Origin of the sequence: Bradyrhizobium sp. ERR14 (genome assembly GCF_014198235.1) — a bacterium.
Taxonomy (GTDB): Bacteria; Pseudomonadota; Alphaproteobacteria; order Rhizobiales; family Xanthobacteraceae; genus Bradyrhizobium.
On record NZ_JACIHD010000001.1, the window covers coordinates 364,543 to 379,849 of the forward strand.

General features: G+C 65.1%; 21 protein-coding genes. 14 read left to right on the forward strand and 7 right to left on the reverse strand.

Annotated features, from left to right (window positions below; genetic code table 11):
- Nucleotides 1-182 precede the first annotated feature (182 nt).
- Complete coding sequence (locus tag GGD62_RS01840) at nt 183-1,226, reverse strand: hypothetical protein (protein ID WP_183706902.1); 1,044 nt, start codon at nt 1,224-1,226, stop codon at nt 183-185.
- Between the two features lie 370 nt (nt 1,227-1,596).
- Here GGD62_RS01840 and GGD62_RS01845 point away from each other — a divergent pair, with 370 nt between their 5' ends.
- From GGD62_RS01845 to GGD62_RS01855, 3 genes are all read left to right on the forward strand, one after another.
- Nucleotides 1,597-2,193 (forward strand): L,D-transpeptidase, encoded by a 597-nt coding sequence (locus tag GGD62_RS01845; RefSeq protein WP_177237477.1) that lies wholly within the window; start codon nt 1,597-1,599, stop codon nt 2,191-2,193.
- Between the two features lie 112 nt (nt 2,194-2,305).
- The gene (locus GGD62_RS01850) at nt 2,306-3,292 is read left to right on the forward strand and encodes a hypothetical protein (RefSeq protein WP_183706903.1); all 987 of its coding nucleotides are present in this window, start codon (nt 2,306-2,308) and stop codon (nt 3,290-3,292) included.
- Nucleotides 3,293-3,309: 17 nt separating this feature from the next.
- Entirely contained in the window at nt 3,310-3,492 is a 183-nt protein-coding gene (locus GGD62_RS01855; RefSeq protein ID WP_018322952.1) for a hypothetical protein, read from the forward strand.
- 10 nt (nt 3,493-3,502) lie between these two features.
- On the opposite strand, the gene GGD62_RS01860 is transcribed toward GGD62_RS01855, so the two are convergent.
- Both GGD62_RS01860 and GGD62_RS01865 read right to left on the reverse strand, forming a co-directional pair.
- Nucleotides 3,503-3,934 (reverse strand): hypothetical protein, encoded by a 432-nt coding sequence (locus GGD62_RS01860; protein ID WP_018322953.1) that lies wholly within the window; start codon nt 3,932-3,934, stop codon nt 3,503-3,505.
- 119 nt (nt 3,935-4,053) lie between these two features.
- Nucleotides 4,054-4,518 (reverse strand): MarR family winged helix-turn-helix transcriptional regulator, encoded by a 465-nt coding sequence (locus GGD62_RS01865; RefSeq protein ID WP_026202849.1) that lies wholly within the window; start codon nt 4,516-4,518, stop codon nt 4,054-4,056.
- Nucleotides 4,519-4,616: 98 nt separating this feature from the next.
- Here GGD62_RS01865 and GGD62_RS01870 point away from each other — a divergent pair, with 98 nt between their 5' ends.
- From GGD62_RS01870 to GGD62_RS01890, 5 genes are all read left to right on the forward strand, one after another.
- Nucleotides 4,617-6,539, forward strand: a complete 1,923-nt coding sequence (locus GGD62_RS01870) for an FAD-binding monooxygenase (RefSeq protein WP_183706904.1) — start codon at nt 4,617-4,619, stop codon at nt 6,537-6,539.
- 171 nt (nt 6,540-6,710) lie between these two features.
- On the forward strand, nt 6,711-7,727 hold the full coding sequence (locus tag GGD62_RS01875) for an SH3 domain-containing protein (RefSeq protein WP_183706905.1): 1,017 nt from the start codon (nt 6,711-6,713) through the stop codon (nt 7,725-7,727).
- A gap of 212 nt (nt 7,728-7,939) precedes the next feature.
- On the forward strand, nt 7,940-8,167 hold the full coding sequence (locus tag GGD62_RS01880) for a hypothetical protein (protein WP_244550826.1): 228 nt from the start codon (nt 7,940-7,942) through the stop codon (nt 8,165-8,167).
- Between the two features lie 267 nt (nt 8,168-8,434).
- The gene (locus GGD62_RS01885; RefSeq protein ID WP_018322958.1) at nt 8,435-8,641 is read left to right on the forward strand and encodes a hypothetical protein; all 207 of its coding nucleotides are present in this window, start codon (nt 8,435-8,437) and stop codon (nt 8,639-8,641) included.
- A gap of 71 nt (nt 8,642-8,712) precedes the next feature.
- The gene (locus GGD62_RS01890) at nt 8,713-9,033 is read left to right on the forward strand and encodes a hypothetical protein (RefSeq protein ID WP_179731385.1); all 321 of its coding nucleotides are present in this window, start codon (nt 8,713-8,715) and stop codon (nt 9,031-9,033) included.
- Between the two features lie 14 nt (nt 9,034-9,047).
- Here the strand turns inward: GGD62_RS01890 and GGD62_RS01895 are convergent, their stop codons facing one another.
- The 3 genes from GGD62_RS01895 to GGD62_RS01905 form a co-directional block, all read right to left on the reverse strand.
- On the reverse strand, nt 9,048-9,617 hold the full coding sequence (locus tag GGD62_RS01895; RefSeq protein WP_183706906.1) for a TetR family transcriptional regulator: 570 nt from the start codon (nt 9,615-9,617) through the stop codon (nt 9,048-9,050).
- Nucleotides 9,617-9,961: a multidrug efflux SMR transporter gene (locus GGD62_RS01900; RefSeq protein WP_092262009.1), complete on the reverse strand. Its 345-nt coding sequence runs from the start codon at nt 9,959-9,961 to the stop codon at nt 9,617-9,619. Before GGD62_RS01900 ends, GGD62_RS01895 begins: the two co-directional genes overlap by 1 nt.
- Before the next feature lie 189 nt (nt 9,962-10,150).
- A complete protein-coding gene (locus tag GGD62_RS01905; RefSeq protein ID WP_183706907.1) occupies nt 10,151-10,714 on the reverse strand; it encodes an O-methyltransferase in 564 nt (187 codons plus the stop codon).
- Nucleotides 10,715-10,811: 97 nt separating this feature from the next.
- Here GGD62_RS01905 and GGD62_RS01910 point away from each other — a divergent pair, with 97 nt between their 5' ends.
- A complete protein-coding gene (locus GGD62_RS01910; RefSeq protein ID WP_183706908.1) occupies nt 10,812-11,444 on the forward strand; it encodes a TetR family transcriptional regulator in 633 nt (210 codons plus the stop codon).
- Nucleotides 11,445-11,489: 45 nt separating this feature from the next.
- Nucleotides 11,490-12,308, forward strand: a complete 819-nt coding sequence (gene pdxY, locus GGD62_RS01915) for a pyridoxal kinase (protein ID WP_183706909.1) — start codon at nt 11,490-11,492, stop codon at nt 12,306-12,308.
- Between the two features lie 3 nt (nt 12,309-12,311).
- On the opposite strand, the gene GGD62_RS01920 is transcribed toward pdxY, so the two are convergent.
- A complete protein-coding gene (locus GGD62_RS01920) occupies nt 12,312-13,616 on the reverse strand; it encodes a hypothetical protein (protein WP_183706910.1) in 1,305 nt (434 codons plus the stop codon).
- Nucleotides 13,617-13,949: 333 nt separating this feature from the next.
- Here GGD62_RS01920 and GGD62_RS01925 point away from each other — a divergent pair, with 333 nt between their 5' ends.
- From GGD62_RS01925 to GGD62_RS01940, 4 genes are all read left to right on the forward strand, one after another.
- Nucleotides 13,950-14,114, forward strand: a complete 165-nt coding sequence (locus GGD62_RS01925; protein ID WP_210317737.1) for a Flp family type IVb pilin — start codon at nt 13,950-13,952, stop codon at nt 14,112-14,114.
- Between the two features lie 64 nt (nt 14,115-14,178).
- Entirely contained in the window at nt 14,179-14,433 is a 255-nt protein-coding gene (locus GGD62_RS01930; protein ID WP_246799974.1) for a hypothetical protein, read from the forward strand.
- Nucleotides 14,434-14,605: 172 nt separating this feature from the next.
- Complete coding sequence (locus GGD62_RS01935) at nt 14,606-14,854, forward strand: hypothetical protein (RefSeq protein WP_179730619.1); 249 nt, start codon at nt 14,606-14,608, stop codon at nt 14,852-14,854.
- Between the two features lie 290 nt (nt 14,855-15,144).
- The gene (locus tag GGD62_RS01940) at nt 15,145-15,291 is read left to right on the forward strand and encodes a hypothetical protein (RefSeq protein ID WP_183230836.1); all 147 of its coding nucleotides are present in this window, start codon (nt 15,145-15,147) and stop codon (nt 15,289-15,291) included.
- The last annotated feature ends 16 nt before the right edge of the window (nt 15,292-15,307 follow it).

The following is a 15,307-nucleotide window of genomic DNA, read 5'->3' on the forward strand; positions in this document are numbered from 1 at the left end:
ATTGCAGCAGAACCGGGCTCCGGGAACCGGCAGCTGCAAGAGAAGGCCGCCGGCATAGATCCCGACGGCCTTTTCTCTTGAGCGAGAAAAATCGCTTTCCGTAATTGTCCGGACTCAACGCGTCACATCGACTCGGACAGCGTACGCGAGTGGTCGCAGCGCGCTGCTTGCGCGGTCTCAGTCTAGCGCAACGGCATCGGCGGACGCACGACCGGTCCGTCGTCATCGGCAACTGCTTGGGTCGTGGTAACAGGTGCGGCCGGCGGCGGCATCGCGGCAGCCTGCGAAGGCGGCGGCGGAGCTGCGAGCGGCGCGGGCGAATAGGCCGGCATGTAGGTGTGCGACACGACCGGCTTCGGTTTGCGAACCGGCGGCGGTGACGGAGCTCGCGGTGGGACCGCAGCAGCACGTGCGCGCGGATCAACAGGCTTGACCTCAGCGACCGGCTTCGGCGCAGGCGGTTTTGCCATCTCGCGCGCCATCTGCTCCTGTCCGGCCTTCAACTCGGCGATGTTGGCCTTGAGCGCTTCGATCTGCTGCGCCATCGCGGCGAGGTCGCGCGTCATCGCTTGCACCGACTGTGCTGCATCGGGCTGCGTGGCGGAGGGCGTGGCGGCCGCGACCTGGACTGCGGGTGGCGTCGCAGATTGATCGGCGGTTTGATCGGTTGCCGGTTGCGCTACGGGCGGGGCGGCCTGTTCCGCGGGCGGCGCGGCCTGTGCGGCAGCGACCGGCGCGGTCTGCGATGTCGACGGCAGCAGCGACGTCAATGCCGGTGTCCATTCGGCGAGCATCTGTTTGGCGGTGTCGCCGTGCTTCTCCCACGCGATGGTGGCGGCGGCACTGCCGCCTGCAAACAGAAACGTGACGAAAGCGCCGCGCAGCCACTTGCCCGCGGCGGATCGCTTCCGCGGACCGAGACCATCGCTCGCCGCGACGCGGACGGCCGTGTCGACAGAGGGCGGAGGCGCCGCCTGCGGCTCCGAGACGGGACTGAATTTGGGCTCAATGGAGATTTTGCGATCGAGCAAGGGTTTGGGCTCCGGGGCGAATTTCGGCTCCGGACGCGTCGCGATGTCAGGCGCGAGCGCGGGCGCAACGCTGACGGGGCGCGAAGCCAGCACAATGTCGGGCGAAATCTGAATCGCGTCGTGCGGATCGTTGTCCTTGACCGTGTCCTTCACGATCTCATCGACGATTTGCTTGGGGTTCAGCGTCGCGAGCATCGCAGCTCCTTTGAAGCCCGGTGTTCGAAAGCCGGGCGCTTGAAATACTGGTCGTCCGCATTGGTGCGAGCCGATCTATTGGGGCGAGCCCATCCCAACCGGGTGAGCCTCGCACGATGACGCACGAGTCCAGCCGGGTTTGACCAAAGCAAGGCGAGGGGATGGAGATGATGCGACTGTCTTCTGCCGTTTGTGGTGATGGAACCCCTTTTGTTGAACACGCGCACGTGTTCCGCGCTGCCTTGTTTTCAGCACGATTTTGGCAGCATCTGGGGATGCTGGGGGCGCTGCTATCCGCTATCGGGGGCCGGCGGTGCCAAGATCTTTAATCGCTTTGTTCGTCATTGCCTTGCTGCCGCTGGGCGGCTGCATGCAGGCCACGCTTTCGCCGTCGACCGACGCGAGCATGACGCCGCGCGACCGGCAGTTGCTTGCGCACACGCCTTACGCGCAAGCGAATGTGCCCGAGCAATATCTCCGTCACGTCGTCGACTACCAGCGCAAGGAGCAACCAGGTACCATTCTGGTCGATACCGACGCGCGCTACCTCTATTACGTGCTGCCTGGGGGCAAGGCGATCCGCTACGGGGTCGCGGTCGGCGAGGAAGCCATGGCGTTCTCCGGCGTCGCGCGGGTCGGCCGTCTGGCGGAATGGCCGGATTGGGTTCCGACGGCAGATATCCAGGCGCGGCTCGGGCCGTATCCGGCGCGCGTTCCCGGCGGTCCCGCCAATCCCTTGGGCGCGCGGGGCATCTATCTCTATTCCGGCAACAAGGACACGCTCTACCGCATCCACGGCACCAACCAGCCGGAATATATCGGGCAGGCGATCTCGTCCGGCTGCATCCGGATGCGCAACGAGGACGTGATCGATCTCTACGACCGGGTGAAGCTCAATTCGATGGTCGTGGTGCTGCCGCCCGGACAGAACGCGCAGGCCGAGACGGGCGCGCGCTGGCGCGGGTGAAGGCTCGCAGGGCGTGCACGTCCGGCGCGCTGCTTGCGGACAATTTTAGCCATTGTCTTGCGCGGTCTCTAACGTCTCGCGCCTAGCGTGCAGCGAGCAAGGGGTTGCTCGCATGTATCTCGTGAAGAATTCGCCGCGCGCATTGTTCGCAGCGCTGATTCCGCTGGCCATCGTCGAAGCCGTGCTGCTGGTCTATGCCCTCGCGGGCGGACAGGTGAACGATCCGGTGGGGGTGCCCGCGCCGGATCAGATCCTGGTGCTGTATGCTGGCCGCATGGCGATGAACGCCGCCTTGCTGTTCGCCGGACATATTGTGCTGCGGCAATGGACGGTCTCCAGCCGGCTCGCCTACGGCCTGATGGGCGGCGTCATGGCGGCGGTGAGCTACGGCATTGCGATCCGCAACCACATCCAGCTGACGGCGCCCGGCGACGGCACAGTGATGACGATCGGACTGTTGCCGACCATTGCGGGAATGATCGGTGGCTTCCTCTACGGCCAGTTCGCCGGGCTGAGCCCTGTTGCGCGCGTAGCCGTGGATGCTTCCGCTGCCGACGCGTCAGGAAAGCGGCCGCCGCTGGCGTTCAACGGGCCGGTTCGCGTCCGCACGTCCTTCGCGGGCATCATCATCGCCGCGCTGATACCGACGGTGCTCGCAACTCTGCTGCCCTACACGTTGGTGCCGCTGCTGATGAACGGTTTCGGCGACAAGAGCACCGCACATATCTTCGCGGCGGTGATCCCGGCGCAGACCTTCATGGTCATGATGGTAATCTCTGTCATTCCTTCGAGCATCTTCATGCTCTGCGTTCACCACGCCGCGCGAGCGATGAGCCGCCGCAACGCATGGGAGTACGCGGCGATTGGCGGCGTTGCGGCGTTCGCCTGCATGCTGTTGCTTGCGTTCGCGGTGCCACTGCTTGCCTTTCTCGTGGTGCCGGCAGCATTCTGCGGGGCTGTCATGGGCGCGATCTACCGCCGCTTCGCCGGCCTCGAGCCGATGCCGCTACCGGAAGCCGTGATCGCGACCGATCCGAACACGCTGGTCGATGCCGATCATCCGTCGCGCCACCAACATGGCGTCATCCTCAGCAACTGATCGCCTGGGACGGAGACATGAAAGAGCTTGCGGCGCTTGGCGCGGGATTGGCAATCGCGGCCGTGGCGGTGCTCTGGTTCGCGACCGGGCCCGTGGTGGTGGATGCCGAGATCAAGCCGCTTCAGCCGAGCGCAGATATGCCGGCCTTCAGGCCCGTTCCGAACGAACTGGCCGGCCCGACCGGTCGCGACAACCGGTGACGATCTCGCTCTAGTTCTCAGGCCGGGCAACGCGCCATTGCAGCGTCGTCGCATTGCCGTTGGCTTCACCCGGCGTCTTGTCGGCGGGGGAGGTGTAGAGCGGGCGATAGCGATACGCCCACATCCTGCTGCCGTCGTCGCGGCTGATCACGGTGAAGTCGCCGACCGCCTTGGCGTCGGCCGTCGCGGCGAGCGGCACCCAGCTCTCGGTGCACTTGCCGTTGCAGTTCGACGTCTTTCCCGTGGTGTCGCGCTCGTAAGTGTAGAGCGTCATGCCCTTGAGATCGACGAGCTTGGGTCCCTGCTTGGTCAGAACAACCTTCGCCGGCGCGACCGTCGCTTCAGGCTTGGGCGGAGGAGGGTCGCCGCCGCCATGGCCGTTTGCGAGCGCATGGCCGGACGTGAGTGCGATGGCTGCGGCCGCGATGAGAAACCTGAACATCCGAACCCCCGAAGCGCAAAGTTAATCGCGCGTTAAGCGCAGAATGTTGCGGACCGTAGCAGCCGAAGGTTAGTTCAAGGTTTCGCAGCCCTGCGACAATTGCGGGCAAACATACCGTATCATACCGGAGTTTCGCGCAGCGGTGCGCGGCTCAGATCGTTGCCGGCGGCAATCGCCTTGCGCAGCAGCCGCATCAGATCCTCGCCCTCTTTTGCGCTGAGACCACGCAGCAGGATGCGCTGGGCCGATTCCACGGCTGGGGTGATCTTGCGCAGCGTGCGCCGGCCTTCGTCGGTGATCTCGAGCTCGCGGGCGCGGCGATCGCGGCTGGAAGCGCGGCGCTCGGCCAGTCCCTTCTGCACGAGGCGGTCGATCACGCCGGTGATGGTGGTGCGGTCATAGGCGATCAAGCCTGCCAGCGTCACCTGGTCGAGCCCCGGATTGGCCTTGATGGTCGCGAGCGCGGCGTATTGCACCGGCGTGAGATCGAAGCCGGCATCCTCGACCTCGGCCAGGAACACCGCGACGGCGATCTGCTGGAACCGGCGTGCCAGATGCCCGGGCATGTCGTTGTTGTCTTTCACCGAATTCTCCTCGAAGGCGGGGCGGTGCGCGATCGTTGACAAGTATACTGATAGTCAGCATACTGAGCAATATCAAAACAGGTTGACGGGAGAGGCTCATGCAATTCCATCTGAATGGATTTCAGCCGGGCGACCCTGACATTGCCGACCCCGCCGAGCGCGTTCAGGCCCCGGGCGCGGCGGGCGCCGTGCCTAGCGAGGTCGATGTCCTCATCGTCGGCTGCGGTCCTGCGGGCCTCACGCTCGCTGCCCAGCTCGCGCAATTCCCCGACATCAAGACCTGCATCGTCGAGCAGAAGCCGGATCGCTTGCTGGTCGGGCAGGCCGACGGCATCGCCTGCCGCACCATGGAAATGTTTCACGCCTACGGCTTCAGCGAGCGCGTGCTGAAGGAGGCCTATTGGGTCAACGAGACGACATTCTGGAAGCCGGACGAGCGCCTGCCCGAGACCATCGTCCGCAGCGGAAGGGTGCAGGACGTCGAGGACGGCCTGTCCGAATTCCCGCATGTCATCCTCAACCAAGCGCGCATCCATGACGGCTTTCTGGACGTGATGCGCAAATCGCCGGCCAAGCTCGCCCCACATTACAGCCGCCGCCTGCTCGACCTCGAGATCGATCCGGACGCGGGTCCAGCCGACCATGCCGTGACCGCGCGCCTCGAACGCGTTGATGTCGGAAGCGAGGGCAAGGTCGAGACGATCAAGGCGCGCTATGTCGTCGGCTGCGATGGCGCGCGCAGCACCGTGCGCAAGTCGATCGGGCGCGAGCTGCATGGCGATTCCGCCAACCACGCCTGGGGCGTGATGGACGTGCTGGCGGTGACCGATTTTCCGGACATCCGCTTCAAGTCGCTGATCCAATCGGCGAAGGACGGCAGCCTGCTGATCATTCCGCGCGAAGGCGGCTACATGGTCCGCATCTATGTCGAGCTCGCCAAGCTCGATGTCGGCGAGCGCGTCGCCAGCCGCAACATCACCGCCCATGACGTGATTGCGAAAGCGCAGAGGATCCTGAAGCCCCATACGCTGGACGTGAAGGAGATCGCCTGGTGGTCGGTCTACGAGATCGGCCAGCGTCTCACCGACAAGTTCGACGACGTGCCGGAAGCCGAGATCGCAACGCGCCTGCCGCGCATCTTCATCGCCGGCGATGCCTGCCATACCCACAGTCCGAAAGCCGGGCAGGGCATGAACGTCTCGATGCAGGATGCCTTCAATCTCGGCTGGAAGCTTGCCGCCGTCCTCCGGAAGCAGTGCGCCCCACACCTGCTGCATTCCTATTCGGCGGAGCGTCAGGCGGTTGCGAAAGAGCTGATCGATTTTGATCGCGAGTGGGCGGGGATTCTGGCTTCGTCAGCAAAAGCGGGCGGCGCCGACGCCGCCAGGACGCAGGACTATTTTGTCAGGCATGGCCGCTACACCGCGGGCACGGCGACACATTACGCGCCATCGATCCTCACTGGTGCAGCCTCGCATCAGCACCTCGCGCAAGGCCTCGTCATCGGCAAGCGCTTCCATTCCGCCCCGGTGATACGGCTGGCGGATGCCAAGCCGTTTCATCTCGGCCACGCCGCGCAGGCTGATGGCCGCTTCCGGATCTATGCGTTTTCGCCTGCTGAAAATCCCGCAGCATCGGACTCGGCCATTCGTAAATTGTGCAATTTTCTCGCGGAATCCCCGAAATCTCCGATCCGGCGATACACGACCCGAAGCTCCGACATCGACAGCGTGATCGATCTGCGGGTGGTGTTTCAGCAGGATCATCGAGAACTCGCGATCGAGGCGATGCCGCCCATGTTGCTTCCGAGCAAAGGCCGTTACGGCTTGTACGACTACGAGAAGATGTTCTGTCCGGACCTCAAGAGCGGCCAGGACGTTTTCGCCATGCGCGGCATCGATCGGAAAGCCGGCTGCATGGTCGTGGTGCGGCCGGACCAGTATGTCGCGAACGTGCTGCCGCTCTCTGACTTCGCCGGGCTTGCGTCGTACTTCGACGCGTTCATGTTGCAGGCCAACTGATTGCAGGTCGACTGACGGTCCGCCAGCGCCGCTTACGCGTTGCGCCGATGAATGGCGGATGAATATTGAACCGCGCGCGGCACGCGTTTCAATCTTTCGATGGATGGGCGCGCCATGTGCGGAACACCTGTTCTGCCCGCGCGTTCCGACTCGAAAGAGGAGGAACACGCCATGACATTCAAGAGCGTTTTGGTTGCCGCATTGCTGCTCGCGCCAACAGCCGCATTGGCCGCGCCGGGCATCGTCACCGTCTCGACCGGCCTGCGCGCCGGGCCGGGTTCAGGCTTTCCCCTGGTCGATCGCATCCCCGGGGGCGCCCGCGTCAACATCCATGGCTGCCTGCGCGGCAATGCCTGGTGCGACGTCAGCTTCTCCGATGATCGCGGCTGGGTGTCGTCGCAATATCTCGAATATCTCTATCGCAATCACTACGTCTATCTCCCCGACTATGTCGACCAGATCGATGTGCCCGTCGTTCCCTTCGTGCTGACCTCGTATTGGTCGAGTTACTATGGGGGACGTCCCTGGTATCGACGCCATGCCTATTGGAGTAATTACTGGACCTCTCATCAGAGCGTCGCGACGCGGATGACGATTGATCCGCGCGCGGCCCGCATCGGCCGCGCGGCAACGCGCGACGGGGCGATCGCACTCGAACGCAGCGGTGTGCGCGGCAAGGGAGCCGCCGCGATCTCAACGCGCGACGCCGCGACTACACAGCGCGATGCGGCGATCGCGAAGCGCGACGCTGCGATCGCGAGGCGGGACGCTGCGGTCGCCAAGCGCGGCGCTGCGGTTACGCCCGACCGGACCCGCGTTGGACCAAGTGAGCGCATCGCGCATGAGCGGACCAATGTGCAGACCCGCAATCCGCGTGATGCACAAGCCCGCATGATGCGTGAGCAGGCCGCGACCCGCGCCCCGGTGCGCGCGCAGCCGATGGCCCGCACGCATGAAGCGCCGCGTGCGTCGGCCGCGCCTTCAGCACGTCCCGCGACGCCGCATGTCGCCCAGCCAAGCGTGAGCCATGGTTCGCCGATGAATGCCCGTGCGCAGATGCCGGCGCCGCGCGCGGCCGCGCCTGCCATGCCGCACGGCGGCGGGGGTGGTGCTCCGCATATCAATGCCGCCCCGCGTGGCGGCGGCGCCCCGGCGGGCGGGCCCGCCGGCGGACATCAGAAGCACTAGCTTTGCAAGGAAAAGCCCGGCCCTGATGCCGGGCTTTTTCTTCGCCGTGCCGAGGCCTTTACAATTTAAGTCAGATCTTCGCGGGCAGATTTCATCGATCGTAACATGTCTACCCAAAGGTGTAAGCATCCACTCGGGGCAGCGGGGCACGGGAGGATGATATGAGACAGAGCCAGGCGGAGACGCGCCGCCAAAATGTCGCGAAGCGTTCGATGACGAAGGAGGCCAAACAGCTGACCGGCCTGATTGCCGGGCTGCGCGAATCCCTCGAAGGGATCCACAAGGAACGGACGAGCACAAAGCTCACCGGCGCCGAGATGGGCATGCTCGACGAGCGTCGCAACAACCTGCTGCTCACCATCGCAGCCCTCGACGACCGCCTCTCCGCGGTGCAGGGGCTGATCGATCTCGGCCGACCCCACATCATCCGCGTGCACTAGCGGGGGCTCGGCCATGGGACGTGCGGTTCCGTTGCTGCCGTGACGGGCCGCCCCCGGCGGTCGATCCGGCACGCCATGGTCCAGCACGGCTGGTAGACGGCCCCGTCGTCGCAGGGAAAACCTGCGGCGGGCCGGAATCGCATCCCAGCGGGGCACGGCTCGACGCCGGTCGCCGGCGCCGATCATCGGAGCCATGCCTGCGGTTGGCACCAAATTGCCATGCTCCCGGCGAATTGCCGCCAAAGCCCGCTGCCACGAGGAGGCCGGGTGCAGGGCGACGCAAGGGGATGCGAATTGGCCTACAAGATGGTCGCAGAACGCGACAACGAGAAGTACAGTTTCGCTCGCGAGAGCCGGCTGCTCATCGTGGCGAAGGCGAAGGTGTGGGCGAGCGAGGGATGGCGGGTCGTCATCACCGACCAGGACGGCAAGGCCTACGCACCGCCGGAGTTCGATCAGCTGTCGGCGGCGTGACCGAAGGGCGGGCGAGGGGACGGCATTTGGGATCGCTGTTTCGACTGGGGCGCGATCGGATCGTGCCCGTGATGACTTTTGCAGCCGCCGCTGTTCTGACGGTGACGGTCGCCGCCGCGCAAAATCTCGACGCCGGCAAGCCGCCCGCAAAGCTCTTCGCTGAGGGCTGTGCGACCTGCCATCGCAGTCCGCGCGGCCTGGCCAAGGGTCGCTTCAGCCTGACGTTAACCTGGTTCCTGAAGGACCATTACGCGACCAGCTCGGACTCGGCCAAGGCGCTCGCGGCGTATCTTGAGTCAGTCGATACTCCGCCGCCGCGCGCTGCTGCCAAACCCGCCAAGAAGCCCACCCGGTCCGCACCGCATCCGCCCAAGCCGGTGCAGAGCCAGTAGGGCGTGCGAGGCCGCTATCTGCGCCGATTGGTCTGCGCGAGCAGCCGTGCGTGCACGGCGCGTAGCTCGGCGCTCATCCGCGTCTGTCCCGTCGTGACATAGGAGAGCCATGCGCCGTCGGCGGCCAGACGCACGATTTGCAGATCGGGCGCGTCGTCGGTCGTGCGATGACGCTTCAGGCGCGCCTTGATCCAGTCGTTCCAGAGCCGGCGCAGCGGCGGATCGGTGACGACGACCATGCTCAACGCTGCCCATGGGGTCGCGAAGCCGAAGGCCTTGCCGGTGAACACGGCATTCACATAGGCCCGCGTGAAGCGGCCGCGCGGCTTCGGATCGGCTTCAATCGCGGCGTCGATCTCGGCATCGACGCGCGCGAGCAGGTCGGCAAACAGGCCCTCGATCAACGCCTGCTTGCTGCCAAAGTGGTGAAACAGCCCGCCCTTGGTGACGCCCGCCGCCACTGCGACCGCCTGCACCGTGACGCCGGCGACGCCGTGGTCCATGGCGATCGCCGCGGCACAGTCGAGCAGGGCGCGCCGGACCTGCTCGGGCTGCTTGGCGCGGGTGTAGCGGTTCTCCGGCATCAATGCGCCGTGGTCTGCGAGAACAGGTTGATGACCACGACCCCTGACACGATCAGCGCGATGCCGACGAAGGCCGCGGAGTCCAGCATCTGGCGGAACAGCACGAAGGAGACGGTCGCCGTCAGGATGATGCCGACCCCGCCCCAGATCGCGTAGGCGATGCTCAAGGGGATGACGCGGATCGCCACCGACAGCGCATAGAACGAGGCGACATAGAACAGCACCATCGCCAGCGTCGGCCACGGGCGGCTGAACTGGGCGGATTGCTGCAGGAAGGCGGACGCCGTGACCTCGAGAACGATGGCGAGGGCGAGCGCTGCGTAGGCACTGAAGGCGGAGGTCATGGTCAGCTCCGGCGGGGGCGATAGAAAGATACCGCGCGGTAGGTATGTTTAGCACGCCGTGTCCGGCTTTGACCAGGACGAGGTATCACGTGTGCGTGACGCGGCTGCGACACCCGGCAACGCAGCATGAAGCCGCCGCGTGGTGAACAAGCGGCGGCTCGAAAAATTTCGTGGCGTTTCGGCCGGTGTTCAGCTGATCCGCATCGAGAGTTCGACGTCTTCGGCGAAGGGCGTGGACATGTAGCCGCTGCCGGGCGCGCGCACGCGCGCCAGATAGTCCGGGCTGTCGTCGGCATTGTCGGGCAGATCGGTGCTGAGCGTCTTCAGCGCGTCGCCTTCACGGACTTCGACCAGATCGATCAAGCCGCCGGCGATCAGGTTCTCCCGCGCCCGCGCCGCCTTGGACGGCTCGAACTCGCTCGTGATGAGGTGGCCGCCGCCATTGTCGCGCAGGCCTGCGGCGAGGTGCAGCGTCGAGATGCCGAACGACGTGCCGAACTCGACGATCACCCGGGCGCGGGAGCTGCGTGCCAGCATGTAGAGCAGGTGGCCCGTCTCGCGCGAGACCGCGAGCGGCGCGTCCTTCAGGCGTCCGTAGAGGTCGCGATAGTCGGTCTTGCTTCGCATCAAGCGCGCCCGATCTGCGTCGGACAAATCTGCGACGGCGACGCGCGTTGCGCCATTTGCCGCCTCGGCCTCGTCGAACAGGCGGTCCAGCAGCGGCGCAAGCGATGTGATGGTCGGGGTGGTCATATGAGGTCTCCAGAGTTGGCGAAGAAACGCGCGCTTGCGTGCCGAGTGAAATACGACTAATTCGTCGCATTTCCTATTCGCATTGCCTGAGTGAGCCATGGCCGATCGTCGAAGCCGTTCAATTTCTTCACGAAAACAGCCGCAACAGGCCCGCTCCAGCGAGCTTGTCGCGGCCATTCTCGATGCTGCTGTTCAGGTCCTGACCAAGGAGGGCGCGCAGCGTTTCACCACGGCGCGGGTGGCGGAGCGGGCCGGGGTGAGCGTCGGCTCGCTCTATCAATATTTTCCGAACAAGGCCGCGATCCTGTTCCGCCTGCAAAGCGATGAGTGGCGGCGCACGAGTGACCTTTTGCGCGGCATCCTCGAAGACCGGGTGAAGCCGCCGCCGGCGCGGCTGCGCGCGCTGGTCCATGCCTTTATTCTGTCCGAGTGCGATGAGGCCGCGATCCGCGGCGCGCTCAGCGATGCCGCGCCGCTCTATCGCGACGCGCCCGAGGCGCAGGACGCGCGCGCCGCCGGCGAGGGGATCATCGCGGCGTTCATGCGGGAAGCGTTGCCCAAAGCCTCCGAGGCGACCCGCGCGCTTGCCGGCGAGTTGATCAAGACGACGCTGAGTGAGGTCGGCAAGCGGTTTTCGGAGACGCCGCGCAGCGAGGCCGAGATCGCGCGTCATGCTGACGGGCTCGCCGACATGTTCTGCGCTTACCTCGGCGAGCTGGCGCGACGCTGAGGCTACTCTTGCCACACACGACGTTTGACCTTACGGACCTCTTTCATGCTCGTGATCTCCATTCAAAGCCAGGTGGTCCACGGCCATGTCGGCAACAGCGCGGCCGCCTACGCCATCCAGGCGGAGGGCGTGAACGTTGCGGCGGTGCCGACGACGCTGCTGTCCAATCATCCGCGCTATCCGAGCCTGCGCGGGCGGGTGCTGGAGACCGAGCTCATTGCCGATCTTCTGACGGGCGTGGAGGAGCGCGGTCTGGTCGATGAGGCCGCCGTGCTCGTCACCGGCTATCTCGGCTCGCCGGGCAACGCTGCCGTCATCGCCGATTTCGTCGAGCGGGCGCTCACGCGGAATTCCAAGCTCGTCTATCTCTGCGATCCCGTGATCGGCGATGATGGCCGCGTCTATGTCGCCGACGGCATTTTGGACGTGGTCCGGCACCGGCTGCTGCCGGCAGCGAAGCTGGCGACGCCGAACCAGTTCGAGCTCGAGCTGCTCTCAGGCCTCAGAACTGCGGATGCGCGGGGCCTGCGCGCGGCGTGTGCGGCGTTGGCGGGGACCGGCCGCATCGAAATCGTCGCCACCGGCTGTACGCTCACCGATACGCCCGAAGGGCAGGTGGAGACGATCCTGTGCGCTGACGGGCAATTGTCGCGCTTTGCGACGTCGCGCCTGCCGATCCGTCCCTACGGCACCGGTGATCTCCTCACCGGCCTGATCGCCGCGCATCTGGCCAAGGGCCAGGCGACCGAGGCCGCGGTACGGCTCGCGGTCGAGACCATCTTTGCGGTGCTCGTGCGCACGCAGGACGCCGGCACAGCCGAGATGCGGCTCGTGCCGCTGCCGACGCCGCGACACCAGCCGTAGGCCTCAGGTCGCGCGCTTGCCGGTCGATTGCGCCGACTTCTGCGGCTTGGCCAGGCTCTTCTGCTCACGCGCGGCCTGTGCCTTTTGGGCCTTTGACGGCTTGGCGCTCGCAACAGTCCGCGTCTTCTTCGATTTGGCGCTGGCGACTTCCTTGCGCTCGCTCGTGCCACGCTTTGAGATGTATTCAGCGCCGTCGACCGGGCCGACATGCGGCGGATCGCGGCCGAGATAGGGCCGGCCGATGCCGTAGGCCTTGCCGTTGGCGTCGACCCACTTCCACAGAATTTCCGTCGAGACCCAGCGCTGCGCGCGGTTGTTGCCCTGGGTGCTGACAATATCCGCCGCCATGCCGTGGCCGTAGCCGCCGCGCGTGCTGCCACCGTGATAGGAGCGGTCGGAGGCGGCCTTCAGGCCGCTCGCGATCGACTGGCGATAATCGTCACGGAACGCGCTGGTGATGCCGGGCGAGAGTCCGGCGGCTTCCGCAGCGAGCAGCGTGCGGAACAGCTTCCGCTTGAAGCTCTTGTCCATGCCGCCGATGACGTAGTCCATCATCGACATGCCGGCGTGCTCGGCGGCCTTCGGATCCTTCCATGTGAAATCCTGGTCGACCAGCTTGGTGAAGCTGCGCATCACCGTGACCGTCTTGCCCTTGCGCTTGATGGTGACGGCGCGGCGCTCCTGGACCTTGATCGAGTCCTCTTTTGCGGTGCGCTGATAGAGCGCCCAGAGGTAGCGGTCGATGCAGGCATCCATGACGAAGCATTCGTCGAGCACGGCGACGGTGTCGGCCGGCGGCGATGCCTTGCTCGCAGGCGTAACGGGGCCGCTCGCGATCGCCGCGGGGGACAGCGCGTCGGTCGTCACGATCTCGGTAGGATCGGCAGATGCGAGCTTGACGGGCGCCGGCGCTGCAACTGGAGCAGTCTCGCTGATGACGGGCTCTGGTTCAGGCGATATCTGCGGCGCGGGCGCCGTCTCCGTCGGAAGGATCAGCGCCGGATCTGCCGAGGCGAGCTTCATGGCGGGAGGCTCGGGCACCGCTTCAGTGATCATCGGGGCCGGGGCCGCAGCGACGGCAGCCGCGATGTCGGCGGTCAAGGCGATGCCGTCCTCGATCGTCGCAGCGTGCGGCACGTCCGCGAGGTCGAGCCGGCTGAGATCTTTCGCGCGCGACACGGCAGCGGCATTGGCGCCGCTGTTCTCGATGAGGGCAGGGGCATAGGCGGAGAGGGAAAGTGCCAGCCAGCCGGCGAGAACGGCCGAGGGGCACGCGACCGCCACCAGAAGAGACCGCCGATCGTTCATGATCCCTGCCTCCAAACGGTTCTGTTCGGACACGCTCTGTCGGAACAGTCATGATGCAAAAACAATCTTGCACGGAAAGGCACGCAGCGCCTCGATTGTTCGGAGGACCGTGTGGCGACGCAATGGCGTAATTCGGTGAAATCGGGCTTTTCGCGGAGGTGTTGCCAAGCTGCAACGCGAGTTCCCACCGCAGTTTTCAAGGGAATCGTCGGCAAATGCGGCGTTCATTGTCGTCAACTTGAAGCCATTGGGTTTACTCAATCTTGGATTGTGGTCGTGCATTTCTCGCCTGCCGGCCGTTCCGGCAGAGTTGGGAAGGACACGATTGTGAAGTTGAAATGCAAATGGGCTGAATTCGCCGCCGATGAATCCGGCGCCACCGCGATCGAATACGGCCTGATCGCAGCCGGCATCGCGCTCGCGATCATCGAGATCATCTATGCGCTCGGCACCGACCTCGTCGGAAAGCTGCAAGCGCTGGCGACGGCGTTGAAATAGGGCGTCGCGCCACGGCATCGATGACGGGGTGCGGAGCGGGCATCCTCCGCTTGATGAGGGCGTCTTGCCTGACGCGTTGCCGCAACTTTGTTGCGGCTGGCGCGTTTGGTGGGCCATGACGCATTCCTCGCTTCGTCCCATGGACGCCTTCGATCCCACCGAACCCGCCATCCTGCACGATCGCCTGACGGATACGATCATCACCTGGACCGCTGACCAGGCCGACGATTACCGCCAGGCCAGCCGCCCGGGCGAGGACGGAACCGTGGCCTGGAAGGCCTATCTGTTCGATGGCTGGGGCAATGTGCTCGGTGGCTGAGCACCGTCCATAAAACCGTCATGTCGCGGCCGGCGGTGATTCGGCCAACGCCTTGTACGCATTAAACATATCGCCATGCATAACACGCGCTGTTGCAATGCAACAAAGCATGTCGCATTGCAGCAAAACGCGCCTAAATATGCTCCGACTCTTCCACTCAGGAGCATCACCAATGAACAAGAAGACTCTGTCGATCGCCGCCGCCATCCTGACGATCGCGGGCAGCACCGCGGCTTTCGCCGCCGAACTGCCGACTTACGAGACCAACGGATTTCCGGTCTCGCCCTTGCAGGTTCGCGTCCTCGGCGCCGCGCATGTCGAGCAGCAGACCGCTGCGCCGACCACGCTGGCCTCGGTCCACCAGGCGAAGGCGCTCAGCCCGCGCAAGGTGAAGACCGCGACCGTTGGCGTGGCCCACTAAGCTGACATCGTGACCGGCAGATGGGTTCCGCGGAGAGGCGGGACCCATCTGCATCACGTGATCGAAGTCGACGCTGCTCGCGCATCGCATCGTGCAAGGTCTCGGCACGATGAATTGACACCGATGCGCTGATTGAGAATCCGGCCGCGAACAAGTTCGCGTGAATGTGCCGGTGATGTATGCCCGTTCATAACGGGCTTGATCCTTTTAACAGTTGCTTTGCACGTCGGGTTGCTTGATGCGGCCGCCGCATTGTTGCGGCCAATTTTGAAATCATAATGGAGGCCATTATGCCCGTTGCGCAGAAAGTCGTTGCCCCCACCACGTCGCCGCGTGCGTTCATTCTCAAGCAGACAGCTTTGTTCGCCGCCGCCGCTTTGTTCGTGTTCGTGCTGAGCCTGACCTACGGCCTCGATCTCAGCCCCGGATTTTTCTGAGCGATCTTCCGCCGCG